The following is a 25599-nucleotide window of genomic DNA, read 5'->3' on the forward strand; positions in this document are numbered from 1 at the left end:
AGCAACTTAGCCGCTATTACTGTACCATGCGAACTTGTTCCGTAGCCCAAGTGGGAGCTGCTGTCGTTGCGGGACGAGCAGGCCGTGCCGGTTGGGGCTGAGGCACTTCATGAATCACGCCGGACTGAGTGCTCACTTGGACACAACTGGGGGTGAAGAGGAAGATGCTTTCACCAATGCGTTCTTGGTGACCATCGATCGCGTAGGTACCACCAGCCACAAAGTCTACCGCCCGTTGCGCTTGGTCAGGGTCCATAATGGTGAGATTGAGAACCACAGACTTACGTTCCCGGAGAGATTGGATCACCTGGGGCATTTCCTCAAAGGAACGGGGTTCCATCACAACCACCTCAGAGATTCCATTTGCGGCACCCGGCATACCAATTACATTACCCATAGGGACTGTTGCAGCAGAAGTAGTATTTGTCGTAGCAGATTCAGTACTGGTCAAAGAAGAACGATCGCGGAAACGACGACGAGAGCGAGCATCATCTTCTTGAGCAGAAGCTGTGTTTTCTTCTTGGTAGAGATCCTGGTACTCTTGCCCATCCATCTCGTCGTACTCGTACTCGTAATCCATGGATTCGTTAAAACCAACAAAGTCACGAAGCTTACCGAAGATACCCATTATTCACACTCCATTACAACCAGAAACCACAGGGACAACACTTCATCTATTAAATAGATGCAAAAGTCTGTATAGACAGATACATCAGAAACCAAAATTTAAGAGGGAATACCCAAAACATGGAACACACTGCATCTCAAATCAATGGCCAGACCCCAGATAATTCTTTAGATGCACACCTGACCTGATTGAGGAGTAGAGTATATCGCCGTTGAATACTTCAGATCGAGTCGTGCAGAACAAAACAACTGAGTATTTACCGTGCGTTAAAGTTATACCTTACCTCAGGGGTTTGATCAATCCGTTATATGCCCATTGACAATTTCTTGAAAACCTGAATTTTACAAGTTATCTAGAAAAGCTGATAAGCAAATTTAGGCCAATCATGGAACCAGGTCAAATCTGCGCAGTCAATTGCTTTACAAACAGCAACAAATGAGTAGCCACTTCACTCAGAGAGATGAAATGCAAGTGTACTAGCTTGGCCTCCTTGAAACAAAAAAATGAATGATAAGGTTCAACTGCATTTTTACCTTTAAGAACAACATTCAACAGCACTGTAATAATTTATTCAGAATGCCGTGAACCTTGGTCTTGCAAGGAATAGAAAGATAACGTTCAACTTACATTTACAACGTTCCTAACCCGGTTTATTGACAGGCTCATCATCTCTACCGGATAAGTGATCTGCCCATCAAGAAATCAATCTTGTTACAGCAGACGAGCTTGCAGAAACTCGAAAGCTGACGTTAAATCACTAAGCTGTGGGTTAATGATTTATTCGATCGCCGCTTGAGTAAATCATGAGGATTGTGACTTGCACAATTCCAAGGTATTGACTCAAAGGGGGAACACCAGTGCACTCCAGGAACCGGTTGGGCGTTGTGGACAACAATCTAGCACAAAAAATCTGAACGGTCTACTAGATATAGAGATTTTTTGGACTTTTTTCTGAAGAACACGCCAGGGGTAGCGCTATCAACGCAAAACGCAGGGTTAGGGCTGCTGTGATCGATTATCGAAGAGAATCCGACCAGGCCGAATCATTGTAGCGCCAGATGCGATCGCAAGTTGATAATCTTCAGACATTCCCATGGAAAGTTCCCGAAGATTGAGGCGCGGCCAAGCCTGCTGATTGATGGTGGTGGCCAAGTCACGGGCCTGTTGGAACAACCCGCACAAATCTGCTTCAGATAACCCCAGCGGCGGAATCACCATCAGTCCAGCAATATGAACCTGGTCTAGCTGGTTCAGTTGGGGCAGATCCGCCAGTAGTTGTTCCACGCTCCAGCCAGATTTATTGGGATCGGGTCGCAATTTAACTTGGAGACACAGGTGGGGGGGAGACGCTAATGCCCCCGCCAAACGATCGATCCGCTCCGCCAGCTTCAGGTTATCCACCGAATGAATCCATTGAAACCGTTCTAACGTTTTGGCCACTTTATTACTTTGCAAATGACCAATAAAATGCCAAGTCACATCCTGGAGGTCAGCCAATTCCGCTTGCTTTTGCACAGCTTCCTGTAACCGACTTTCCCCAAAGTGGCGAAGTCCTGCGGCATAGGCAGCTCGCATTTGTTCCACGGACGCTTGTTTGGTCACCGCAATGGTGGTGACATGGGCAGGAATGCTCTGCTGAAATTGGCAAATGTGATGGACAAGCAAGTCAAAGGCGATCGGCTCCATTCGGGTTGAACTATTGATTCGAGTTGAACTATTGATTCGGGTTGAACTATCTACATGACGAGGAGACGAGGAGACTGAATCGCACTCAGGGACTCAATCATAGGAGCCCTAGCGCAGCCAATCCCGGTGGAATCTTGACTGGGATGGAACGCTTCACTGAGATGGAAACTTCACTGAAAGGTTTGCCGATGAACAGCAACTAGCTGAGTATATTCTTGCGGAGTTCCTTGACGACGTAGCCATCGCATACGGTTCTCGACCAGAATTTTGGCATCTGCTCGACTGATAGAGTCAAATTGCAACCCGCCGGACCCGTTACTGACGATGAAAAAGAGTCTTTGAGCATACAAGGTCGTAAACAGTTCCTGGTGCTCTTCAATCAAACAGACTCGAAACAGCAAACCAAAGGTGGGATGGTTGAGATAGGATTCAATGCCCATTCAAGAATATTGTCGCGAAAGGATGAATACCGAGAAGACAGTTACAACCGTAACCGTTTTCGATTCGTTTTCGATTGAAAACTTAAACTTAAAAATTGTAAATAAAAAATGCGCGACTGCTCAGATAATTTCGCCGCTAGGCGGGAAATCACTGCTAGATGGGAGATCCAACACGACAACCGCACCATCACGACCCACTGCCAGCTTGCCTGCGATTACTTGAATCCCTTTAATCCATTAATCCACGGTGAGCCCAGTTTGGTGAACCCACCCGCAGAACCCATGCATCCCTCGGGGCGGCTGGAACGCGCTTGGCGCAATGATCCCCGGCTTGTTCACCAAGCTTAGTTTAACTTGTCGTAGGCGATAGCAAAAAGGCCAACAGTTCGCGATTCACCGTCTGAGGGGCTTCTTGCTGAATCCAATGGCCACAGTTAGGAACAAATTTGAGCTGGAAGGAAGCGCTTACCACTCGCCGTAAGTCCTCAGCCAACGATCGGCTTAACACCGCATCTTCATCACCCCAAAGCACCAAAGTCGGAGCGGTAATCGGCGGGGTTGCGGATCCCCAACCTTTGATCCAGGTCATCGGAGAGAGAAATTGGCGGTAATAACTGAGAGCGGCGGCGATCGCGCCGGGCTTTTGAAGGGCTGCTTCGTACATCCTCGTGTTTTCCTGCGTGAAGACCCCCTTGCGAACGGCCAGTCCTCGGAAAACATTCTGAACGAATTCCTGAAGATTATTTTGAATCACCCATTCCGGCAATCCAGGGATCTGAAAGGCAAAGAGGTACCAACTACGCTGCAACTGATCCAGATTGCGGGCCAGATAGGGCAAAAAGCGTTGGGGATGGGGAGCGCTCAATATGGCGAGGCGCTCCAGCGACTGGGGAAACTGCTGGGCAAAATTCCAGGCGATCGCGCCGCCCCAGTCATGGCCAATAACATGGGCACGGCCATATCCCAAGGTTTGAATCAATCCCTGGATATCTGCCGTTAAGGTCGCGAGATCATAACCACTGTCGGGTTTGTCCGAGTCGTTATAGCCCCGTAAATCAGGCACAACGACCCGAAAATGCTGAGCCAAGGCCGGGATTTGATATCGCCAGGAATACCAAAATTCAGGAAAGCCATGCAAAAGGACAACCAGTGGACCGTCTCCCTGTGTCACACAGTGAAGACGGATCCGATTAGTCTCAACAAATTGATGATGCCACACGAGATGATCCCAATAAACAACCCGTGCGATCGCCGTTAAGAAGACCTAAATAGCTGCTCCAATCAATTGAGGCTCGGCAGCCTGAAACGGAAACTTGATCAGGTCAGCCAATTCTTGAAGTTGGCTAATGGCTTCCGCCCCTTCCAGCTTCATAAGTTCCCGATCGTCTCGCATCTCTGTCCAAGTGATGCCATAGTCCGAAACCAGGAACCGAATTAAATGATTCTCTCCCAAGCTCACCATAAAGGAGGCACTATTCATTTCACCGCCGCAGGTATAGCAGGATGCTAGATAGCCGCGATTCTCGAGAACGATCGCCAGTGCTTGGAGGTTCATCACAAGATCCTGGACGAATTGACGATGTTGATCTGCAAGTCTTGTGAACACAGTGGGACTCCATTCACCACTAACAATTCTAAAACTTTTCTTAAGATTCTCACTCTAACCTGAGAACCAATCTATTGAACTCCGTGGATGAATAAAAGTAAGGTCAAAAATATTACAAACCCTAGTGTCCTACATCCTAACGCCATCCGGATAAAATGTGGCGTATTCAATGTAACAAACCCTCTGAAAGTCGCTCTGGATAACAACTAGAGAGATTCCAGCACCCTCCATTCTTTAGGTCAACAAGACTCGGTAGCTCTTGTCACCATCAATTCCTTCAATGAGCCCTATAGGAAATTGTGATGGGAATTGTGATGAACGATAGGGGCTGATGGAGGAGAGCGAGGCAATTATCCCAAGGCGAAAGCACCATCACGATCGAGCGTATTAGGACACCTGAAAAAGGGGTATACCGTCAAGCATACCCCCTAGGTTCTGAATTGATTACAGGATCGTGAGTAAATGACCGATTGATTACAGGATCGTGAGCTAAATAACCGTGAGCTAAATAACCGTGAGCTAAATAACCGTGAGTTCAGCTGCCTACTGCGAACCCAAAGGTTGAGGGCATTGCGCCCATTGCGCAGGACGACCAGACTAGTAACCCAACCTGCCACCAAACCAGCGACCCAACCAGACTATTGCAGACCCGTTAGCTGCCACCAACCAAAGGCTGGCCCAATAAAGCGAATCGTGACCCAACCTGCCACCAGGATCCCGATCCCGATCCAAGCACCGGTGATCGTAATCCGATTCAATTGTTCCGCTTGGGCCTTGGTTACAGGCAGCCAAGGCAAGAAGCGCTCTTCTTTCCCATAGTTTTCTCCAAGGGTTTCTTTACGTCGTTTTGAATCACCCATAGGTTTCCTTGCCATTACACTGAGGGTCTAATAGCTTTCTATTATCCCGCACTGCTTGACTTCGTCGAGTGCGGCAGAACGTTCGATCGTGCCCCCCTAAGCCCCCAGCGTGTCTTCGTCCCAAGGGGTTTCCAGGTAACTGATGCGAGCAAAGGGACTCAGAGCCGCTAACACCTGTTGCCCATAGCTACGGTGGAGAACTCGACTATCGAGCAATGCCACCAACCCTTGGGCATCTCGAATCGGGGAAATGGCCCGCTGAAGCTCCATCAGGGCCGTGGGCAGGAGATAGAGCCGAAACCAATCCTGACGATTTTTTTTGTAATAGTTAACCCGACCCGCAACCAAAGGATGTTCTAGGGAAGGAATGGGCAAGGTGGCGATCGCGATGCAGGTCGGCGTAGGTAAAGCCTGTTGATGGGTTTGCCAAAACTCCCAGCCACAAACCAAAATGCTGTATTCATCTAGGCTGGTGCGTTCGACTTGGACGCGCGAGCCAAATTCTGCGGCCAAGACCGATCCCACCTGGCTCCGCAGCGGTGTATCTCCTACAAGCACGACGGCAGGGCCTTGGGGAGCATGGCTCAGGAGGTAGCGTAATTCCTTCAGGAGGCTCGTTTGGAACTGGGGGGTGTTGGGCATTGGCATGCCGTCCGGTTGATAAAGCTGCACGATCGCATCCTGCCGATCGGGGGAGAACTTGAGGCAGGTTAAATCGCCCAAGCCTACGGTTTGACGATAGATCGTCGCTTCGGTTTCTAGATCCAGAGCGCTCCCAATTAACACCGTTGGCTGGGTCAGCCAGAGAGGATCCAAAAACGATCCCACTTCCGTAGGACTACTATGTAGAGAAAACGTCCCTTGGCTGCGGTGAATCGTGGCCCAAGTCAATCGGTGGCTCTGCTGCAATTGTTCAAACAAAAGCTGCCAGGGGGGGGGCACCATGGCTTGACTTCCTTTCGCCAGCTGATGGAGATCTTGAAGTAGCGATCGCTCCGGGTCATCCATCAAATAACACTCGTAGGGATTGGCAGGACGATGGAAAATCGCTCGAGTTAAGCCAACCCGAATATCGCGAATCGCATCCATTTGGCTGGGGATCGCTAACATTAAGCTGTCCCACTCAGTGGCCGGAAGGTGGCTAGTCAGCACTTGGCGAGTCCAGGTTTCCAAGTCATCCACCCCATCCATCACCGTGGAAATCCCTTGAGGAAATCGGCCTTCGTGGTAGAAGCGATCGCGCAACCAAGATTCTGGCGTGGTCAGCAAAATCCCCTCAAAGGTTCCCTGGGGCCAACGATCGCCGACTTGAATCGGTTTAGGTTGCGCAATCCACTGTTGCAGTCGAGGTAGCTCGACCCGCAGCAAGGGTTGATGTAAGCGTTCCGGCGTGACCAGGAGCACTGGGCCTTTCCAGAGCAGCAACGGCAACAGATAACTCAGCCGATAGGGAGCAGGAAAACCCGTCGTTGTTCCCGTTTGGATGAGGGCACTTCTCCCTAAGCGCAGGGCACGAGCAACTAACCGTGCCATCGTCAAATGATGTGCCCAGTGGGGTTCTCGCTGCTCTCGCAGAAAGGCTCGCAGTTGCTGATGAACCTCGGCTTCGATCACACAGTTGTACTTAATAGATTGAAAGAGTATTTGATCATTGTGGCACAGCGTCTAAGGAAACTACGCCATCCCACCTGAAAGCACCTCGATCGGGTCGGCCAGTTCTAACCAGTCTCCATTTCATTGGTCGGACTCATCCCATGGGCTTACCTTAACGCCGACTCCGACGGTTGCCAAAGGACGATCGCGATCGCGAAGTCCCAGATCCAAACGATCTCGATCGCTGGCTGCTGCCAAAACTACTGTCCGACCGTTTAGGTGTGGTTTGGCGGGACGGCTTCAGGTTGCTGGAACCGTAGCCGGAACCCGTTGAGCGATCGCGATTTTGCAGCGATCGATTGGGAGAACTGAAAGAATTATTGGGAGAATTGCTGCGTCCAGTACTGCGAAAAGCAGTGCGATTGCGGACAGCAACGGGATCCTGCTGATAGCGATCGCGGTAGTTGCGCACAGCATCATTGGCACTGGCTCCATAGCCCCCATACCCCGTCATTGCAATCCCCGGTTGATATTGGGGTGGCATGTAATGTTGCGGACGGAAGAGCATACTGCCGATCGCCTGCCCTGCCAAGTTACCCGCCAAGCTACCGGCAAAGGGACTCCAAAAATTCGATTCTTTTTGCACGACCACCGTTTCAGTACGCCCCGTATTGGGATTGGTTTGCTGTTCCGTCACACTGTGGATGTACTGGATTTGGAAGTCTTCCGTCAGGTAGAGCGCAGGTTGGCCATTTTCCACTTTGAGGAAACTTTTTTCACCCGCTTTCATTTGCTCATCCGTCAGCCGTGCCATGGGGACATTCTCCAGTTGCAACGCGGAGCCATACCCCTGAGGCGCATTCAGCACCATCAGTCCATAACGACCATCTACATCGTTATAGGTCGCCTGCTGCAAAGGATATTGACCATCCGGTAGCATTCGCTGGTTTTGCAGTGGGGGTTGGCTCGCGCCATTGGGATTTGCCGATCGCACTTGACTTGATTGATTCGTTGGTTGATTAGCCTGAGGCAGGGATTGGCTCGTATTAGCCTCACAACCGATCGTCATACTGCCAAACAAAACGATCAATGAGAAAAGGACAAGTCTACGAAACATGGGGTCCTCTGAAAAAGAATATGTTTAAAACAGGAAGGGCGATAGGAGATGAGATCCCTGGAACCAGCCACGTCTGCACAACTCAGAACAGTGGCAAACAGCACAAACTGATACACGCAAGCCTATGAGCACAAATTCATAGCGGAATCAATTCGGGAAATTGTTGCAAAACTTGATCTTCCGTCAGCTCATCCCCCATTTGGGCCGGTGAGAAATGAACTTGGATCGCCCGTAGACGATTCTGCTCGACTAAGTTCGTCAAACTAAGTAAGCCTTGTTTTAATGCATTCAAATCGGCGAGATCCGTTTCCAGATGCGGATCTTCCCCCTCAAAAGCGACGGTGATCATCACCACCAAATTGTGGCTAATGGGAAGGGACAAGGGGGTATCTGCGGCGGGTTCTTCTGGTGGCAAGTCACTCAAGTACCGTTGGGCTGAATCCATAAATAACTCGTTAACCAATTGTTCAGCTTCACCCTCGGACCAAAACACGTCACCCTCGTTGGCCGCAGCATACCAATAGGTCTGGTGTTGCAGTAGGCTCTGACAAATTTGGATTAAACCACTGCCTAAGGTGGCCAAATCCCCTTCTGCAAAGGCCGCATTTCGTCCTGCCTGGTTCAGTACACCCAGTAACGGGGTAACTTCTTGCCCTTTGAAGTGGATAAACAACCGACAGACCACCAGTCGATCGCGGCCAGTCAGGGAATTGAATCGATCGTGCCAGGAATTCATTGCAAAATTTACCGTACTAGTTAACGTACTGACTTAGCAGATTACTTATCGCGGATTACTTGTCGCGGATTATTTTCGATGGCCGTTGCTGCAATCAGCTTCATATCAAACTTCATATCAAACTTCATACCAGCAGTGTAGATCTCGCTTGAGGGAATGACCATAGCGGTTAAACGAACCAACCCTCTGAGCGGTTTAGCGACTCTGGGCCGGTTTCGAACTGGATTGCAGAACTGGATTGCAGAACTGGATTGAATTTTTTGTTCCAGGGTTTTAATAGCTTCCTACAAATCATGAACTTTTCTCAATGGGGTGCAAGGTTAGTGATATCTAGAGAAATACCGCCTTGAAATTGAGCCGATCGCCACTTCAGTGCTTCCTAGTCCCTTCTGGACGAACCATGGTGACATGGTGACTAACGCGAGGGGTGACGATGGCACATTTTCTTCATTCACTTCACCGACGTTCTTGGAACCTGTGTCCACTGACGCCCTACAGACTGATTTTCGATCGATGTATTCGGTGGTTGAGAGATTGATATGACGTTTTCACAGTTAAAGCGGTTGCTGGTAGGAGAATCGCTACCAACCAGTGCCCACGCAGAAGAGCGCTTAACCAAAGCCGCAGCCTTGGCAGTGCTATCTTCCGATGCCCTTTCCTCCGTGGCCTATGCGACCCAGGAAACCCTGTTGGTCTTAATGGCTGCGGGAAGCAGTCGCCACGTTTTGGGCTGGTCTCTGCCGATCGCCCTCGCGATCGTGATCTTGTTGATCATTGTCATGGTGTCCTACCGTCAAACCATTCGGGCCTACCCCAAGGGCGGGGGATCCTACATTGTGGCGCGGGAGAACTTGGGACTCTACCCCGGCCTGATTGCTGGAGCCTCATTAATGATTGACTACATTTTGACGGTGGCTGTCAGCGTCTCAGCGGGGATTGATAACTTGGTTTCCGCCTTACCTGCGCTACGGCCCCTGACCGTGGACTTATGTTTGATCTTTATTTTCCTGCTGATGATTGCCAATTTGCGGGGGGTGAAGGAGTCGGGGCGCATCTTCATGGTGCCCACCTATGCCTTTATTGGCAGTATTTTTCTGCTGCTAGGAATTGGATTTTTTAACCAACTCACTGGCAACATTACCCCCGTTCCCCCACCGGCGGAATCCATCCACCACATTGGCGAAGAATTGAGTTTATTCCTAGTCCTGCGGGCTTTCGCAGCGGGATGTACAGCCTTGACAGGGGTGGAAGCCATTTCCGACGGGGTGCTGGCCTTCAAACCACCGGAATGGAAAAATGCGCGACAAACCTTGTTGGCGCTGGGGATTATTCTCGGCATCATGTTTCTGGGCATCACCTACCTCGCAAACCTCTACCAAGTGGTTCCCGCAGACAAAGGCGAAACGGTGCTTTCCATTCTGAGTCGGCAAATTGTTGGAACCAATTTTCTGTACTACTTTATCGTCCTGTTCGCGACGCCAACCATCCTGTTACTGGCTGCCAACACCAGTTACGCAGACTTCCCTCGGCTTTGCTATTTTCTAGCACGGGACGGATTTTTGCCCCGGCAGTTGTCGCTGCTGGGCGATCGCTTGGTTTATTCCAATGGCATTTTGTTACTCAGCTTGTCGGCAGCATTATTGGTGATTATGTTTAAAGGGGATACTACTGCCATCATCCCGCTGTACGCGGTAGGGGTCTTTACATCCTTTACCCTGTCCCAGGCGGGAATGGTACGCCATTGGTTTAAGGAACAATCAAAGGGTTGGCAGGTCAGTGCTTGGATCAATGGCATTGGAACTTTGGCAACGCTGTTGGTGTTGGCGATCGTCATTTGGACGAAATTTGCCCTAGGGGCGTGGGTGGTCGTGTTTGCCATTCCCTGCCTCGTCATATTTTTTGGCAGTATCCACCGCCATTATCGTTACGTAGCAGATAAGTTAAGTTTGGCGACCCTCACCCCAAAACAATATGTCGCAAAACCAGCGACGACAGCCGTGTCCCATCCGGCGATCGTGATTGTGGGGCAAGTCCATCGCGGGACGATCGAAGCCTTGGACTACGCCCGTGGCATTGCTGACAAGATTGTGGCCGTTCACGTGGATATCGGGGGAGACAACGAGAAGTTCCAGCGGGATTGGCAAACCTTTGCACCAGATATTCCCCTTAAAGTCCTCCCTTCGCCCTATCGATCGGTCGTAGAGCCGATCGTGGACTATGTACGGGACTTTGAAGCTCGCTATCCCGGTGTTTTAACCACGATTATTATTCCGGCCTTTGTGACTCGACGCTGGTGGGAAGAGTTGTTGCACAACCAAACAACCCTGTTCTTAAAAAATGCGCTGCGAACGAAGAAGAGTCGGGTCATCACCACGGTGCGCTATTACCTGTAGTCAACCTAGTCAACCTAGTCAATCTGGTCAACCTAGTCAGCCTGGTCAGCCTGGTCAATCGATAAACCGACAGGTCAATTGTTTCAATCCTTGAACAAATGCAAACTTGAACAAATGCAAAAAAGGAGGCTATTACAGCCTCCTTACTGTTATTACGGGCTTTTAATTACGGGTGATTGAGCACCCCAGCCCAAGACTCACTGAATGACTCGCTAGATGACTAAATCTTGATCTTGCTACAGCAGATCATCCTCATCTAAGTCATCATCCTCGTCATTCCGGTTAATGCTGCTGTCGTCAATCAGTTCATCATCATCCAGAATGGGCGAAAAACCGCTGGCAAATTCACCCCCCTCTCCTTCTCCAGAGCCAAAGCTCTCGAAGCTGAAGCTGGGCCGATCTTCAAAGCTTTCTAAGCCATAGGCCCGAGCCGTACGATCGTCGAGAACGACATCCGTCAGATCCGCATCATCATCCAGCATCTCAAAGCTGAGATCGATATCCTGAGGGCCACCGGATTCTTCATAGGCGTTAAAGCCGGTACCCGCTGGAATCAGACGACCAATGATGACGTTTTCTTTCAGACCGCGCAACCAGTCAGACTTCCCTTCGATCGCCGCTTCCGTCAGAACCCGCGTGGTTTCTTGGAAGGATGCCGCCGAGATGAAGCTGTCGGTGTTCAAGGAAGCCTTGGTAATCCCCAGCAGGACAGGCGTATATTTCGCCGGAGCACCCCCGGTAATCGCCATGGCTTCATTGACCTGCTCCAGTTGGTTCAGTTCCACCAACTCACCGGGCAGCATCGTAGTATCACCGCCATCATCCACCCGCACCTTAGAGGTCATCTGCCGCACAACCACTTCAATGTGTTTGTCGGAGATGTCAATGCCTTGGGATTGGTAAACCCCTTGCACTTCCGCCACCAGGAAGGTTTGCACTTCCTGCAAGCTCTTCAAGGCAGCTTCGTGGATGCCCTGTTTTTCCGAGTTGGCCAAAAAGAGAATTTCTAGCAACTCGTGGGGATTGGTCGGGCCGTCGGTCAGGCGTTCCCCGGCTTCCACCGCTTGGCCATCAAGGACGATGACGTTTTGCCCAGGGCCGAGGGGATACTCCGTGATCAAACCATCGTGATCAACAATTTTGACTTCCACGGAATCATCCTCCGCGTAGATCACTTGGGCAGTACCCGACTGGCGCGCAATGATGCAAGCTTCCTTGGGTTTCCGGGCTTCCAACAGTTCCTCAATCCGAGGCAGACCTTGAATGATGTCCCCGGTCTTAGCCCGTTCAAAGATGAGTAGCACTAAGCTATCCCCCCGTTGCACGAGGTCGCCGTCATCAATGTGCAAGACCGCACCAGGAGACACCCGATAGGGACGGGCCAATCGAAGTTTGGCTTGTTTGCCTTCAACGGCCATTACCTGACCGGATTCTTTCAGGTGTTCACCCAGGTCATGGGAGCCACTGACCAGCAGATCACCCTTTTTCAGCTTGGCAGTTTCAGGGAGGTCGATCGCTAAGGTATCCGCATCGCGCACCACCAGAATCCGACGCACGGCTTCACTGCCATCACGAATCCCTTGAACTTCCCCCGCTTCTTTACAGAGGATTTCGGTTCGAGCGACAACAGCACCGGGTGGAATTTGCTCCCCATCCTGTACCAAAATTCGGGTATTGGTACTGCCTTGGGTGGTATCAGCGGTGATATCGCGCCGAATCACCAGCGATTCCAAAATCACCAGTTGTAACCGCAGCAGTTCCTCATCCGTTTCATCAGGAACTAACTCAATGTCGGCAGCCAGCTGAGATTCCTGATCCACTTCCAGAACGAGTTGGGTTCGCAGCAGCTCCAAGCCTTCGATCGAGCGCACCCGATCGCCATCCTTGTAGGGAATGCGCTGCACGGCCCGTAGACGAATCGATCGACCGGATTCCTGCGCACCAGAATCTTGACTCGGAACCGCAGGTTCATCCGGCACTTGGAATTCCACCACCGGTCGCAGCAGCAGGGCAGGACCTTCAGGCGTTTCTACATACTCGACATAGGCCAGTTCTTCGGCGGTCAGTCCCGGCATAATGACCTGACCGGGGTTCACCAAAACCGGCTCGCGGGTATTCACCCCATCCAAGCTGTCTAACATGTGGATCGAACCGGGCTTGATCACCACTTCCCTCAGAATGTCGTTCTTCTGAGTCACTTCAATCACACCACTGCTTTGACAGAAAATCTCCTTGACGACTTCCGTGCCCGCTTCCACGTACTGGCCGTCTTCTACCATCAACAGCGAAATATCTTTGTTGACTTCGTGGGATTCTTCTGGAATCCAGAGCAGGGTTCCCCCCTTCAGGACTTCGTAGCCCTGTTTGGCCTTACCGCGTTTACCCACTTCAACGCCAGAGTAACGCAGGATCCCACCGGTCTGCGTGTGGTAGCGATCGTCAATTAATTCCGCCACCACTTGCCCATTGGTCACCTGAGTCCCAGGGGCTGCTTTAAGGGAGAAAATTTGACCGCTGGTGGTTTCGAGTCGGTATTGATCACCCCCTTGGTGGCTTTCTACCTTGCGCACCCGAGCCTGATCCAACATGACCGAAGCAGTGATGATTTGGATTTCCCGACCGCCTTTGCCTTCGTTGGTATCCGCAAGACGAACCGTACCACCGTTTTCGGTAATCACTTTGGTTTCGGCAATGACGCCATTGGTTTCGACCCGATCACCATTCTTGACCGCAGGCTCAGCACCGGGCGGCAGGTTATACACATCCCCCGACAGCACCCACATCAAGCCACCCCGTTGGGCAATGCGGGTCGTGTTACCTTGACGGTCTTTCTTTTCTTCCGGCACCACGTCCGCAAACATGACCTCCCCAGCGAGGTGGGAGAACACGTCCATTTGGGCTTTTTCCGTCGTTTTACGACCGCGACCGGACAGGGGGATTTCTGCCAAAATTTGGCCCTGCTTAACCGATTCCCCATCCCGCACCATCAAGGTTGCCCCTTGGGCCGCAGTAAAGACTTGGTTTTTGCCGTTGCTGCCTTCGATCGTAATCTTGTTGGCAGAATCCGCCGATTCCACGGTGAGGGCATCTTCCCCGTGGCGGGTCCGGAAGGGGCGGGACTTCAACTTTTTCGGGAGCTTGACGACCCCGTCAAATTCCGCCCGTTCCTGCCGCGCCATTTCCCCGGAGAAAACGCCCCCGGTGTGGAAGGTCCGCATGGTGAGCTGGGTACCCGGTTCACCGATCGACTGGGCCGCAATAATTCCTACCGCTTCGCCAATATCAACGAGGTGCGCGTGGGCCAAACTCCAGCCGTAACAACGTTGGCACACCGATCGGGGCGATTCGCAGGTCAGGGGCGATCGCACAACCACTTCCTGCACCTTAGCTTTGCCAATTTCCTCTGCAATTTCATTGGAAATGGCATCATTGCGGGCCACAATCACTTCCCCCGTCTCGGGATGGAGGACATCCTGGGAAACGACTCGACCTAAAAGGCGATCTTTGAGCGGAATTAAGACCCGTTCCCCATCAGTCATGCTGCGAACTGGAATGCCTCGAGCAGTACCGCAATCTAGTTCACGAATGATCACATCCTGGGAGACATCCACCAGACGGCGGGTCAAATAACCGGAGTCCGCTGTCCGTAGCGCCGTATCCACCAAGCCTTTACGCGCCCCGTAGGAGGAGATGATGTATTCGGTAACCGTCAGCCCTTCCCGGAAGTTGGTCTTAATCGGGAGGTCAATAATTTCCCCCTGGGGATTCGCCATCAGACCCCGCATCCCCACCAACTGACGCACCTGGGAGATATTCCCCCGAGCGCCGGAGAAGGCCATCATGTACACCGAGTTCAGCGGGTCGTTGGAGCGGAAGTGTTTAACCACCTCATCCTTCAGTTCCTCGGAGGTTCCGTTCCAAGTGTCAATCACCTTTTGGAACCGTTCCACTTCGGTGATTTCGCCGCGCGTGTACTTTTCTTCCGTCGATCGAATGGTTTCTTCCGCACTTTCCAGAAGTGCTTTTTTCGTCGGGGGGATTTGCAAATCGTCTACGGAAATTGAGACCCCGGCTCGCGTTGCATAGCGGAAACCCAAATCCTTCACGGCATCTGCCATTTGTGCGGTTCGGGCAGTGCCGTAATGGGTAAAGGCCCAGGAAACGAGATTTTGCAGTTGTTTTTTGTTGATGACGCGGTTACGGAAAACTTGCTTGCCTTGCTCTGCCATGTCTGCCCCACCAAATGCTGATGTTGGATTGAAGTTGTAAACAAAGGGGGAAAGGTGTGGAAATTGGCCCTTACTGCCAAGAGAAGCCACACCTTGATAAACCGCGATCCATCGCACCGTTCCAATTGATTTTGTGGCTTGCAACAGTGCGATCGCGGGCGTTAGTCAGCTAACACATCGATGACGGTTTTGTTGTAAATAATCCGTCCCGGCGTCGTCTTGATGTACTGGGAAATCAAGTTCCCTTCGGGATCCTGCCGTACCCGTCGGTAGTTATAGAGGCGAGTCACATAGCCCTCTTCCGAGGTTTGTTCCTCCACCAGCGCATCATCCAAGTCCGTCTCGACCTCACCGTCAAATCGCACCCAAACGTAGGAATGGAGATCGACTTCCTTCTGCTCGTAGGCGGTGATAGCGTCATCCAGGTTGGCAAAGTAGCGACCTGCGCCCTTGGTCGCGGCGGGGTTTTCCGCAGTCAGGTAATAGCAGCCCAACACCATGTCTTGGCTCGGTGTGACGATCGGACGCCCCGTGGCTGGAGACAGAATGTTATTCGACGCCAGCATTAAGAGGCGGGCTTCGGCCTGGGCTTCCAGGGACAACGGTACGTGCACCGCCATTTGGTCTCCGTCAAAGTCCGCGTTGAAGGCCGGACAGACCAAGGGGTGGAGTTGAATGGCACGACCATCAACCAGGATCGGTTCAAAGGCTTGAATCCCCAAACGGTGCAGCGTCGGGGCCCGGTTCAGCATGACAGGGTGCCCTTCAATCACTTCATCCAAGACATCCCAGACTGTGGGGTCGTTGCGTTGGATCAACTTTTTCGCAGCCTTAATGTTGTTGACCAAGCCTTGGCGAATCAACCGGTGAATCACAAAGGGCTGGAACAGCTCGATCGCCATTTCCTTGGGCAGACCGCACTGGTGAATCTTCAGTTTGGGGCCAACCACGATCACAGAACGACCGGAGTAGTCCACCCGTTTCCCCAGCAGGTTTTGCCGGAAGCGACCCTGTTTCCCTTCGATAATGTCCGACAGGGACTTGAGGGGACGGTTGTTCGCACCCACGACGGTACGACCGCGGCGACCGTTATCGATCAGCGCATCCACCGCTTCCTGGAGCATCCGTTTTTCGTTACGGACGATAATTTCCGGCGCGAGGATTTCCTGGAGGCGGGCCAGACGGTTGTTCCGGTTAATCACCCGGCGATACAAGTCGTTCAAATCAGAGGTGGCAAAACGGCCCCCATCCAGTTGCACCATCGGGCGCAGATCCGGCGGAATGACGGGAATCACATCCAAGACCATCCAGTCTGGCTGGGAACCTGTCGCAATAAAGTTATCAATCACCCGCAGGCGTTTGATCAACTTGGCCCGCTTTTGTCCCTTGGACGCAGCAATTTCTTCCCGCAGCCGTTCCGCTTCTTCATCCAGATTGATGTCTTGCAGGAGTTGTTGCAGCGCCTCTGCCCCAATGCCTACTTCAATGCCTTCCAGCTTAGAATCTTCGCTGTACAGCTCGTCTTCAATTTCAATCCACTGATCTTCCGTCAGCAGTTGCTTATAGCTCAATCCTTCAGCGTTACCAGGATTCAGCACGACATAGGCATTGAAGTAAACGATTTGCTCAACATCCCGCAGGGGCATGTCTAGCAAAATTGCCATGTAGCTTGGAATCCCTTTGAGATACCACACGTGGGCCACAGGAGCCGCCAGCTTGATATAACCCATGCGATGCCGCCGCACGCGGGATTCCGTGACTTCTACGCCACAACGTTCACACACAATCCCCCGGTGGCGCACCCGTTTGTACTTCCCGCAGTGGCATTCCCAGTCCTTCGCAGGCCCAAAAATCCGCTCACAGAAAAGACCATCCATTTCCGGTTTCAGGGTCCGGTAGTTGATGGTTTCGGGTTTGGTGACTTCACCGACAATTTGGCCATTGGGCAGGGTACGTTCCCCCCACTGACGAATGCGTTCCGGGGATGCCAGACCAATTTTGACGTAGTCGAATCGCTGTTCAAGCTTGGGCATCGCGTTCTCTTTCCTGAAGTGATTAAGTTTTGACTAATCGGTTTGACTGATTTGGGTTAACAGGCGCGTTCTGAAAAAGTCCCATCGGAAGTCAACAACCAAGAGGGCAGATAAAGCACTTCAGTTTATCTCCCCTCCGGTGGACTGGGATCCCTTTGATCCCGTTAATTAATCGTCATCATCATCCATGGAGGCACTGCTAATCGACTCATAGGTGGGTCGAGAGGGCGCGCGACGATTGCTGACATCGGCCATGAGATCCACTTCGACATCGCGGCTGCTGCCATCTTCGCGGGTTTCCACTTTATGCACCGCCACATCCAAACACAGGGATTGCAGTTCTCGCATCAACACCTTGAAGGATTCTGGCGTCCCCGGACGGGGGATGGATTTACCTTTGACGATCGCGTTGAGGGCTTCGTTCCGACCTTGCATGTCGTCGGACTTGACCGTTAGCAACTCTTGCAATGTGTAGGCAGCGCCAAAGGCTTCCAAGGCCCACACTTCCATTTCTCCGAAGCGCTGCCCCCCCTGCTGAGCTTTTCCACCCAAGGGCTGCTGGGTGACCAAGGAGTAGGGGCCGGTGGAGCGGGCGTGGATCTTGTCGTCCACCAAGTGCACCAGCTTCAGCATGTAGGCTTTGCCGACGGTCACAGGCCGATCGAAGGGTTCTCCAGTCCGACCATCGTAGACTTGGATTTTCCCAGGGTTGCTTTCGTCGAAGACCCATTCGCCTTCCCCAGTGTGGTCAATCCGGTGCTCGCGGGCTTCATAGAGCTTGCCATGGACGCTTTCGCGGGATTTTTCTTCCCCATGCATTTCGTCAAAGGGCACAATCTTGAACCGGGCATTGAGGTTCTCTGCCGCCCAACCCAACAGACATTCGTAGACTTGGCCTACGTTCATCCGGGAAGGAACCCCCAGGGGGTTGAGGACGATGTCCATCGGGGTGCCATCGGGCAGGTAGGGCATGTCTTCGATCGGGAGAATGCGAGAGATAATCCCCTTGTTGCCGTGGCGACCGGCCATCTTGTCGCCGACTTGGATCTTCCGTTTCTGGGCCACGTAAACCCGAACCACCATGTTGGCTCCGGGGGGTAGTTCATCCCCCTGTTCGCGCGTGAAGACCCGTACATCGACAATCCGACCTTTTTCACCGTTGGGCACGCGCAGGGAGTTATCCCGCACATCCCGTGCCTTTTCCCCGAAGATCGCCCGCAGCAGTTTTTCTTCCGGCGGTTGGTCAGATTCGCCCTTAGGCGTCACTTTACCCACCAAAATGTCCCCGGACTCGACCCAAGCCCCAATCCGAATGATGCCGTTTTCATCCAAGTTACGCAGGGCATCTTCCCCAACGTTGGGAATTTCTCGGGTGATTTCCTCCGGCCCTAGCTTGGTCTGACGGGCTTCGATTTCGTACTTCTCAATGTGGATGGAGGTGTAGACATCGTCATAGACCAGCCGCTCACTAATGAGGATAGCGTCCTCGTAGTTGTAGCCTTCCCAGGGCATGTAGGCCACGAGGATGTTTTGCCCCAGGGCCAGCTCACCCTTCTCCGTTGCCGAGCCGTCGGCTAGGATTTGTCCCGCAACCACCTTTTCACCTAAGCGCACGATCGGCTTTTGGTTGAGGCAGGTATCTTGGTTCGATCGTTGATACTTCTGCAAGTGATAGTTGTAATCACGGCCTTCCGGCGACTTGACGCAAATCCGCTTGGCATCTACGTAGACCACTTCGCCATCGGTTCGGCTGACAATGACCATCCCAGAGTCGCGGGCAGCTTGGGCTTCTAAACCAGTACCGACCAAAGGCCGCTCGGGGCGCAGCAGGGGAACCGCCTGCCGTTGCATGTTGGAGCCCATGAGCGCTCGGTTTGCATCGTCATGCTCTAGGAAGGGAATCAGCGAGGTTGCCACCGAAATAATTTGCACCGGGGAGACCGCCACAAAGTCCACTTCATTGGGAGAAGCCGTGGTGAAGTCTTGGCGATAGCGCACAGTCACCTTTTCACCCAGGATCCGACCTACTTCATCGGTGGGCAAATCCCCCGCCGCAACCCGCAGATCGTCTTCTTCATCCGCAGTCATGTAGACCGGCGGCACATCGCGGCGAACCACCCCACCTTCCACGCGGGAAAAGGGCGTTTCGATGAATCCGTAGGAGTTGACGCGGGCATGGGTCGCCAGGGAACCGATCAGACCCGCGTTGGGACCTTCCGGCGTTTCCACCGGGCAGATGCGTCCATAGTGGGAGGGGTGAATATCCCGCACTGCAAAGCCAGCCCGTTCTCGGGTCAGACCGCCAGGACCGAGGGCGCTGAGACGGCGTTTGTGGGTCAGTTCCGCCAGGGGATTAGTTTGATCCATGAACTGGGAGAGCTGGGAAGACCCAAAGAATTCCTTAATCGCCGCGACCAAGGGTTTGGGGTTGACCAACGAGGCGGGCGTCAAGGTATTCGAGTCGGAGACCGTCATCCGTTCCCGAATAATCCGCTCTAAACGGTTCAGCCCGACCCGAACTTGGTTTTGCAGCAATTCCCCCACCGATCGCACCCGACGGTTCCCCAGGTGGTCAATGTCGTCAATCTGGCCGATGTCAAATTCCAGGTTGATCAGGTAGTCGATCGCCGACAGAATATCTTGAGGCGTCAAGACGCGGGTGGAATCCGGCACATTTAGGTGCAGCTTGCGGTTGAGCTTGTAGCGACCCACCTTACCCAAATCGTAGCGCTTGGGATCAAAAAAGCGGGATTCCAACAACTGCGCCCCGCCTGCCACTGTGGGAGGCTCACCCGGTCGCAGCTTGCGATACAGCTCCATCAGTGCGTCGTCTTCGCTGAATTCCCCTTCTTTTTCGATCGTCTTCAGAAAATATTCTGGGTGGCGCATGGCATCCAGAATTTCCCCCGTGGAAAGCCCCAACGCCTTGAGGAGAACTTGGGCAGACAGCTTGCGAGTTTTGTCGATCCGAACCCAAACCAAGTCATTTTTGTCGGTCTCAAACTTCAACCAAGCGCCCCGGTTAGGAATCAGGCTGGCATTGTAGGTTCGACGACCGTTCTTGTCTGTTTCAGATTTGTAATAAACCCCAGGACTGCGCACGATCTGATTGACAATGACCCGCTCCGCACCGTTGATAATAAAGGTACCGCGATCGGTCATCAGGGGTAGATCGCCAATAAACACTTCCTGTTCTGTAATTTCCCCAGTCTCTTTGTTGATGAGACGCGTGGGAACATACATTTGAACAGCATAGGTGGCATCCCGGCTCTTGGCCTCATCCACATGGTATTTCGGATGCTTCAGTTTATAATCCTTGCCAATGAAGTGAAGCTCCAATTTACCGGTGTAATCCGTAATCGGGGAGAAACTATCCAGTTCCTCAATCAGACCCTCTTCAAGAAACCAGCGGAAGCTCTCCCGCTGAATCTCAACCAAGTCTGGCAGAACGAAAGCGGGTGTGGTGTAGGTTAGCTCAGTCATGCGTCTCCTCTAAAGGTTCACGCCCAGCGCGAATCCCAGATTTTAGGCTACTTGCACAGTTATGTCAACATAAAAACATTGGCTCCCGACGGCAGGATCCAACTAATTGTGATAAATATTTGGGGTTAAAACTTTGAAGGCATGGATTGCTTGAGGGCTTGAAAGTCTTCTGAAAGGGGGAATACAGCCATTACATCAAACCAAGGGCAAATGACCATTCCCATTATTACCCACAAAGGCTCAATTGTGGCTTGACGAATCCAAGAAAATTGTGTAGGAAATCAGACTTGATGGGTTTAATGGATGAAGATCGACGAGTTCCCAGGAGCTCCTACTGTCCCAAGACCCTCTAGCGATTGATCGCAATCACCCCCTGGAAGTCAGCAAGACCGACCTCTTAAACGGATGAGGTCGCCAAGTTTGATACGATCGTTCTCGCTGCCTCCGGTCGAGTCAGCCGAAACAACCGACAGGCATTTGCCGTTGTGTGATCAGCAATTTCAGCTAAGCTCACCTGCCGCAATTGGGCTACCTGTTGAGCCACGTACTGCACGTAGGCGGGTTCATTACGCTTTTCACCCCGCTTGGGAACCGGGGCCAAAAACGGACAGTCAGTTTCAACCAAGAGACGATCCAAAGGGACAATTTTGGCAGATGCCTGGATCGGCTCTGCTTTTTTGAATGTCACGGTTCCACTAAAACTGATGTAGAAACCCAAATCCAAAAACCACTGAGTTTCCTCCGGTGATCCCCCCCAACAGTGCATCACTCCTTGAACCGCACCGATTCGCTGCCAAAACCCTTGGAGGAATTCTGCGAGCACCGAAGCGGCGTCTCGGCAGTGGAGAATGACGGGCAAATTCAACTGATGGGCAATGCGCAGTTGCGCCTCAAGGCTCTCTAACTGCTGATCAACGTTATCCGCCTTAAAGAAATCTAAGCCCGTTTCTCCGATCGCGACCACCCGATCGTCCGATTGCGCCAATGCCAAAATTTCGGCCTCTCGTGCGGGATGCCACAGTTCAGCCACATCCAAGGGATGCAACCCCACTGCAAAGGCAACCTCGGGGTAGCGATCGGCGATCGATCGAATCGCGGGAAACTCAGAAGGCTCGACACACGAATGAACCAGACGCACAACACCGGCTTCTCGCCACCGCGCAGCTACGGCATCTAAGTCTGGTTCAAACAAGTCGAAATTAATGTGGACGTGCGTGTCGATTAATTGCATGGAGGCTAATGCTTACTTCGTCGCCAAAGCCACTTTTTTCAGGGCACGGGCCAGACGAGACTTTTTGCGGGCACCGTTGTTTTGGTGCAAGACGCCGCGTTTCACCGCTTTGTCGATTTTGCTAGTCACAGCGGACATCGCAGCTTTCGCTTCCTGGAGGGTCTCTTCGGAAGGGGTTGCAGCATACTTATCAACGGCTGCAAAGTAGCTCTTCATGAGGGTTTTAACCGCAGAAGAATAGGTTTTGTTGCGCATGCGGTTGCGCTCGGCAATCTGAACTCGTTTTTCAGCAGACTTGATATTAGGCACGGTTCTCTCGGAAGTAACGCTATCTAAGGTGTTTAAGAATTTCCAGACATACTAATATAGCACCAATTTCCCCTCAACATGATCCACAAAAATCCAGTTAAGCTATAGAAACGATACTGACACTCCTAACTCCATGCTGCGAATCATTACCCAGTTGACCGAGGCGAAAGCTGAACTGCACCGGATTTGCGATCGTACCCACGACGATCAAGTATTCAATAAGGAAGCGACGGTGCGGCAAGTTTTACAAACGGTGAAGCGGCAAGGGGATAAGGCCGTCCTGGATTACACCTTGGAATTTGATGGTCAGGCCTTTACCGCCGATCAGCTTCGGGTTGCCCCCGAAGAACTCGATGCCGCCTATCAAAAAGTGGATCAGGACCTGATTAACGCCATTCGGCTGGCCAAGGAAAAAATTGAAGCCTTCCACAGAATGCGGGTGCCCCAGAGTTGGGTGCACTTTGCCGAGGATGAGGTGGTGTTGGGCAAGCGCTATACGCCGGTGGATTCTGCGGGGCTCTACGTTCCCGGTGGCCGTGCCGCTTACCCCAGCACAGTCCTGATGAACGCCGTGCCCGCTACCGTGGCCCAGGTACCCCACATTGTTATGGTGACTCCACCCGGGCCGGAAGGCGTAATCAACCCTGCAGTGCTGGTCGCAGCCCAGGAAGCTGGGATCCAGGAAATTTATCGCGTCGGTGGGGCTCAGGCCATTGCGGCCCTCGCCTACGGGACGGAAACGATTCCTAAGGTGGATGTGATTACGGGGCCTGGAAATATCTATGTGACCTTGGCCAAGAAGCAGGTCTATGGCACCGTGGGGATTGACTCCCTGGCTGGGCCTTCGGAGGTCTTGGTCATTGCCGATGGCAGCGCCAATCCGACCCATGTGGCAGCGGATTTATTAGCCCAGGCAGAGCATGACCCCATGGCCGCCGCAATTCTGATTACAACGGATAGCAATCTGGCCAACAAGGTGGTGCAAGAAGTAGAGGAGCAATTGGCGGATCACCCCCGGAAACTCCTGACGGAAAAGGCGATCGCCCACTATGGCTTGATCATTGTGGTGGACGACCTCGCAGCAGCGGCGGAACTGTCCAACGAATTTGCACCGGAGCATTTGGAACTTGAGATCGCTGAACCTTGGGATTTGCTGCCCAGCATTCGTCACGCAGGCGCGATTTTCCTGGGTAGCTCAACCCCAGAAGCCGTGGGAGATTACCTCGCTGGCCCTAACCATACCCTTCCGACTTCTGGATCCGCTCGTTATGCTTCTCCCTTGGGAGTGGAAACCTTCCTGAAGCATTCCAGTTTGATTCAATACTCTCCAACGGCCCTCCGCAAAACAGCCGCCGCGATCGAGACCCTGACCCAGGCAGAAGGATTACCCTCCCATGGCAAGTCCGTTTCCCTGCGCATGGAGCAACCCCACGCAGAATAGAGAGGCATCGCTTCTGCAACCAGGCATTTCCGGAGCGATCAAGGGAGCCAACGTTGATTTAGACAAACGTTAATTTATACGGCATGATCGTTCCGATTCTAGGAAACCCGTATTACGCTCAGAACGACAAGGGTATCGATGGGTGGAGGGTTCGCCATGTTGAAAACCGTTTTAGTGGCGTTGGATCCAGCAGATTTAAATACGTCTGTAAGGACATCGATGACTAGCCAAGTGGTGGAAGCTTTGCAGATCTTGCACTTGGATGCAAACAGTAAGATCGTGCTGTCCCACGTTGTGGCCACAGAGCATTTAGGCATGGATGTCTTGAGCGATCGGCCTCCAGTCGAGACGCAGACCATGAGCGATCTGTGGGCAGTGCAACTCTCGGCCTATCAGGAGCAACTGCCCTGCCCAAGCACCCTGGAAATTGTCACCGGTGACCCCGCAGAGGAGATTGTTCGTCTAGCAAAAATTCACCAAGCCGATCTCATTGTGATTGGCAGTCGAGGACTGACGGGTATGCAACGGATTTTGCAGCGATCGGTCAGTAGCCAGGTCTTTGATGAAGCCCCTTGCTCAGTGCTAGTGGTAAAGCCCAGTCCCGATCGCTAAGCCCCATAACTTGCTCAACCCCATTACCAAAGTGATGGGCATAATTCTCTTTTGAACCTTAACGGGGGATAACAGAGCTAGAGAGATTGCTGGATTAGGGATAGGGTATGAAACCCACGCTAAAAATGAAGCCGTTTATGGGGTTTGAGAGCGATCGGCCACGGTATCCAATGGGCCCATAGCGTCATGACATACTGGAGTGTCATGACATACTAAAGTGCCATGCCATACCGACATCGTTGTCCATACAGGCCAAGACTAAAGTCACTCTGGCGCAGGGTTTTGTCTTAGTGCTCTTGGAGACATCCAGCATAAGATCTAGATCGACTTTCCTCATCTATAGCCCTTGCCAAGTGGCTGTGGTATAAGCCATTGCAATCAACAGAACTAAGGCTAAAAACCCAGCAATTCTCATGACGAAATTAGCAGAATACGAATCGATCGGAGTGCAGGAATATTGGATCGCCGACTACGCTGGACCAGGTGACGTGCATTATCTCGGTCAGCCCAAATAGCCCATGCTATCAATCTATGCAATGGATCGTGCAGCGGCAGAATATGGTGAGCCATTGCAGTTGCGGGGAGATGCGCCAATCATCTCGCAGGTGCTGACAGGGTTATCCGTAACGGCAGAGCAAATTTTGGGCCAGATGGCTGGATAAAGAGATAGGTGATCGTATCATCCACGATCAGCTTCAGATAACCACTAAAAACCCGATCGCGCATTCAAAAAACACACGATCAGAAATTAGAAATCATTAAACTGTCAAACAGTTAACATTGCCAAACTAAAACACTGAATCTAATTCTTTTCCCTTGCCTTTGATCTCTCCATTCTCAACATCCACGATCGCCTGAGCCTGATTCAGAAAATCCATCCCTAACAATCCATCAATTTCAGTACGAGGAGGCAAATCTAAGGCTAAAACCATGAAATCTTCCAACTGAGTCCCAAGGCAATTGAACCAAGGGACTGAACAAATTGGCACTTGCAACACACCACCGGCTGCTGTTACCCGTATTGTCTGCGATGGGAAGTCAACATTTAAACCAAATCGCTTTAATAGTCGGAAAGGAAGAACCGTCCGTCTTGCACCTATCCGGCATTTTGACAAAACATTCGATCGCTAAATTCTGCCCCTGACCCAGCGAAACTGAATCGTAGACTGTATCCCGATCGGTAGAATGGGCAATCACTTCCC

21 protein-coding genes and 1 pseudogene are annotated in these 25599 nt (G+C 52.1%); 6 read left to right on the forward strand and 16 right to left on the reverse strand.

The window, feature by feature from the left end; translation table 11 throughout:
• Positions 1-16: 16 nt before the first annotated feature.
• The 3 genes from H6G21_RS19365 to pipX form a co-directional block, all read right to left on the reverse strand.
• Positions 17-631 carry a cell division protein SepF gene (locus tag H6G21_RS19365; protein ID WP_190575109.1) on the reverse strand — a complete coding sequence of 205 codons (615 nt, stop codon included), beginning with the start codon at positions 629-631 and terminating at the stop codon, positions 17-19.
• Between the two features lie 993 nt (positions 632-1624).
• Positions 1625-2314 carry a YggS family pyridoxal phosphate-dependent enzyme gene (locus H6G21_RS19370; RefSeq protein WP_190575060.1) on the reverse strand — a complete coding sequence of 230 codons (690 nt, stop codon included), beginning with the start codon at positions 2312-2314 and terminating at the stop codon, positions 1625-1627.
• 170 nt (positions 2315-2484) lie between these two features.
• Positions 2485-2754 carry a transcriptional coactivator PipX gene (pipX, locus tag H6G21_RS19375; protein ID WP_190575061.1) on the reverse strand — a complete coding sequence of 90 codons (270 nt, stop codon included), beginning with the start codon at positions 2752-2754 and terminating at the stop codon, positions 2485-2487.
• 108 nt (positions 2755-2862) lie between these two features.
• Here pipX and H6G21_RS19380 point away from each other — a divergent pair, with 108 nt between their 5' ends.
• Complete coding sequence (locus tag H6G21_RS19380; RefSeq protein ID WP_190575062.1) at positions 2863-3102, forward strand: hypothetical protein; 240 nt, start codon at positions 2863-2865, stop codon at positions 3100-3102.
• Between the two features lies 1 nt (position 3103).
• Here H6G21_RS19380 and H6G21_RS19385 read toward each other — a convergent pair whose 3' ends face one another.
• From H6G21_RS19385 to H6G21_RS19410, 6 genes are all read right to left on the reverse strand, one after another.
• Positions 3104-3973 carry an alpha/beta fold hydrolase gene (locus H6G21_RS19385; protein WP_190575063.1) on the reverse strand — a complete coding sequence of 290 codons (870 nt, stop codon included), beginning with the start codon at positions 3971-3973 and terminating at the stop codon, positions 3104-3106.
• Positions 3974-4018: 45 nt separating this feature from the next.
• The gene (locus H6G21_RS19390; protein ID WP_190575064.1) at positions 4019-4360 is read right to left on the reverse strand and encodes a DUF1815 family protein; all 342 of its coding nucleotides are present in this window, start codon (positions 4358-4360) and stop codon (positions 4019-4021) included.
• Between the two features lie 638 nt (positions 4361-4998).
• A complete protein-coding gene (locus tag H6G21_RS19395; RefSeq protein ID WP_190575065.1) occupies positions 4999-5220 on the reverse strand; it encodes a DUF2839 domain-containing protein in 222 nt (73 codons plus the stop codon).
• 96 nt (positions 5221-5316) lie between these two features.
• The gene (locus H6G21_RS19400; RefSeq protein ID WP_190575066.1) at positions 5317-6834 is read right to left on the reverse strand and encodes a helicase C-terminal domain-containing protein; all 1518 of its coding nucleotides are present in this window, start codon (positions 6832-6834) and stop codon (positions 5317-5319) included.
• Positions 6835-6985: 151 nt separating this feature from the next.
• The gene (locus tag H6G21_RS19405) at positions 6986-7882 is read right to left on the reverse strand and encodes a hypothetical protein (RefSeq protein ID WP_190575067.1); all 897 of its coding nucleotides are present in this window, start codon (positions 7880-7882) and stop codon (positions 6986-6988) included.
• Between the two features lie 184 nt (positions 7883-8066).
• Complete coding sequence (locus tag H6G21_RS19410) at positions 8067-8666, reverse strand: DUF1517 domain-containing protein (protein WP_190575068.1); 600 nt, start codon at positions 8664-8666, stop codon at positions 8067-8069.
• A 539-nt stretch (positions 8667-9205) separates the two neighbouring features.
• Here H6G21_RS19410 and H6G21_RS19415 point away from each other — a divergent pair.
• A complete protein-coding gene (locus H6G21_RS19415; RefSeq protein WP_190575069.1) occupies positions 9206-11059 on the forward strand; it encodes an APC family permease in 1854 nt (617 codons plus the stop codon).
• Positions 11060-11295: 236 nt separating this feature from the next.
• Here H6G21_RS19415 and H6G21_RS19420 read toward each other — a convergent pair whose 3' ends face one another.
• The 5 genes from H6G21_RS19420 to rpsT form a co-directional block, all read right to left on the reverse strand.
• Positions 11296-15288, reverse strand: a complete 3993-nt coding sequence (locus H6G21_RS19420) for a DNA-directed RNA polymerase subunit beta' (RefSeq protein ID WP_190575070.1) — start codon at positions 15286-15288, stop codon at positions 11296-11298.
• A gap of 161 nt (positions 15289-15449) precedes the next feature.
• A complete protein-coding gene (locus H6G21_RS19425) occupies positions 15450-17321 on the reverse strand; it encodes a DNA-directed RNA polymerase subunit gamma (protein ID WP_190575071.1) in 1872 nt (623 codons plus the stop codon).
• A gap of 168 nt (positions 17322-17489) precedes the next feature.
• On the reverse strand, positions 17490-20804 hold the full coding sequence (gene rpoB / locus H6G21_RS19430) for a DNA-directed RNA polymerase subunit beta (protein ID WP_190575072.1): 3315 nt from the start codon (positions 20802-20804) through the stop codon (positions 17490-17492).
• Between the two features lie 397 nt (positions 20805-21201).
• On the reverse strand, positions 21202-22035 hold the full coding sequence (locus tag H6G21_RS19435; RefSeq protein WP_190575073.1) for a TatD family hydrolase: 834 nt from the start codon (positions 22033-22035) through the stop codon (positions 21202-21204).
• A gap of 12 nt (positions 22036-22047) precedes the next feature.
• Positions 22048-22344: a 30S ribosomal protein S20 gene (gene rpsT, locus H6G21_RS19440; RefSeq protein ID WP_190575074.1), complete on the reverse strand. Its 297-nt coding sequence runs from the start codon at positions 22342-22344 to the stop codon at positions 22048-22050.
• Between the two features lie 133 nt (positions 22345-22477).
• Here rpsT and hisD point away from each other — a divergent pair, with 133 nt between their 5' ends.
• Both hisD and H6G21_RS19450 read left to right on the forward strand, forming a co-directional pair.
• Positions 22478-23785 (forward strand): histidinol dehydrogenase, encoded by a 1308-nt coding sequence (gene hisD / locus H6G21_RS19445; RefSeq protein ID WP_190575075.1) that lies wholly within the window; start codon positions 22478-22480, stop codon positions 23783-23785.
• 156 nt (positions 23786-23941) lie between these two features.
• Positions 23942-24397, forward strand: coding sequence for a universal stress protein (locus H6G21_RS19450; RefSeq protein WP_190575076.1), 456 nt, complete (start codon positions 23942-23944; stop codon positions 24395-24397).
• A 119-nt stretch (positions 24398-24516) separates the two neighbouring features.
• On the opposite strand, the pseudogene H6G21_RS25790 reads toward H6G21_RS19450, so the two are convergent.
• Positions 24517-24803 (reverse strand): annotated as a pseudogene (locus H6G21_RS25790) (hypothetical protein); the annotation flags it as partial.
• 7 nt (positions 24804-24810) lie between these two features.
• Between H6G21_RS25790 and H6G21_RS25795 the strand changes: the two are divergent.
• Both H6G21_RS25795 and H6G21_RS26090 read left to right on the forward strand, forming a co-directional pair.
• Positions 24811-24912 carry a Uma2 family endonuclease gene (locus H6G21_RS25795; RefSeq protein ID WP_242041946.1) on the forward strand — a complete coding sequence of 34 codons (102 nt, stop codon included), beginning with the start codon at positions 24811-24813 and terminating at the stop codon, positions 24910-24912.
• A gap of 21 nt (positions 24913-24933) precedes the next feature.
• Positions 24934-25059, forward strand: a complete 126-nt coding sequence (locus tag H6G21_RS26090) for a hypothetical protein (protein WP_277875314.1) — start codon at positions 24934-24936, stop codon at positions 25057-25059.
• Positions 25060-25185: 126 nt separating this feature from the next.
• Here the strand turns inward: H6G21_RS26090 and H6G21_RS19455 are convergent, their stop codons facing one another.
• Positions 25186-25512, reverse strand: coding sequence for a retropepsin-like aspartic protease (locus H6G21_RS19455; protein ID WP_190575077.1), 327 nt, complete (start codon positions 25510-25512; stop codon positions 25186-25188).
• Between the last annotated feature and the right edge of the window lie 87 nt (positions 25513-25599).

Source organism: Alkalinema sp. FACHB-956 (assembly GCF_014697025.1).
Lineage (GTDB): Bacteria > Cyanobacteriota > Cyanobacteriia > Leptolyngbyales > Leptolyngbyaceae > Alkalinema.

Excerpts from the sequence above, each read along its gene's own strand:
- H6G21_RS19370 (WP_190575060.1), bottom strand. The coding sequence starts at position 2,314 with ATGGAGCCGATCGCCTTTGACTTGCTTGTCCATCACATTTGCCAATTT.
- pipX (WP_190575061.1), bottom strand. The coding sequence starts at position 2,754 with ATGGGCATTGAATCCTATCTCAACCATCCCACCTTTGGTTTGCTGTTT.
- H6G21_RS19380 (WP_190575062.1), top strand. The coding sequence starts at position 2,863 with ATGCGCGACTGCTCAGATAATTTCGCCGCTAGGCGGGAAATCACTGCT.
- H6G21_RS19395 (WP_190575065.1), bottom strand. The coding sequence starts at position 5,220 with ATGGGTGATTCAAAACGACGTAAAGAAACCCTTGGAGAAAACTATGGG.
- H6G21_RS19405 (WP_190575067.1), bottom strand. The coding sequence starts at position 7,882 with ATGACGATCGGTTGTGAGGCTAATACGAGCCAATCCCTGCCTCAGGCT.
- H6G21_RS19410 (WP_190575068.1), bottom strand. The coding sequence starts at position 8,666 with ATGAATTCCTGGCACGATCGATTCAATTCCCTGACTGGCCGCGATCGA.
- H6G21_RS19415 (WP_190575069.1), top strand. The coding sequence starts at position 9,206 with ATGACGTTTTCACAGTTAAAGCGGTTGCTGGTAGGAGAATCGCTACCA.
- H6G21_RS19420 (WP_190575070.1), bottom strand. The coding sequence starts at position 15,288 with ATGGCAGAGCAAGGCAAGCAAGTTTTCCGTAACCGCGTCATCAACAAA.
- H6G21_RS19425 (WP_190575071.1), bottom strand. The coding sequence starts at position 17,321 with ATGCCCAAGCTTGAACAGCGATTCGACTACGTCAAAATTGGTCTGGCA.
- rpoB (WP_190575072.1), bottom strand. The coding sequence starts at position 20,804 with ATGACTGAGCTAACCTACACCACACCCGCTTTCGTTCTGCCAGACTTG.
- H6G21_RS19435 (WP_190575073.1), bottom strand. The coding sequence starts at position 22,035 with ATGCAATTAATCGACACGCACGTCCACATTAATTTCGACTTGTTTGAA.
- hisD (WP_190575075.1), top strand. The coding sequence starts at position 22,478 with ATGCTGCGAATCATTACCCAGTTGACCGAGGCGAAAGCTGAACTGCAC.
- H6G21_RS19450 (WP_190575076.1), top strand. The coding sequence starts at position 23,942 with ATGTTGAAAACCGTTTTAGTGGCGTTGGATCCAGCAGATTTAAATACG.
- H6G21_RS25795 (WP_242041946.1), top strand. The coding sequence starts at position 24,811 with ATGACGAAATTAGCAGAATACGAATCGATCGGAGTGCAGGAATATTGG.
- H6G21_RS26090 (WP_277875314.1), top strand. The coding sequence starts at position 24,934 with ATGGATCGTGCAGCGGCAGAATATGGTGAGCCATTGCAGTTGCGGGGA.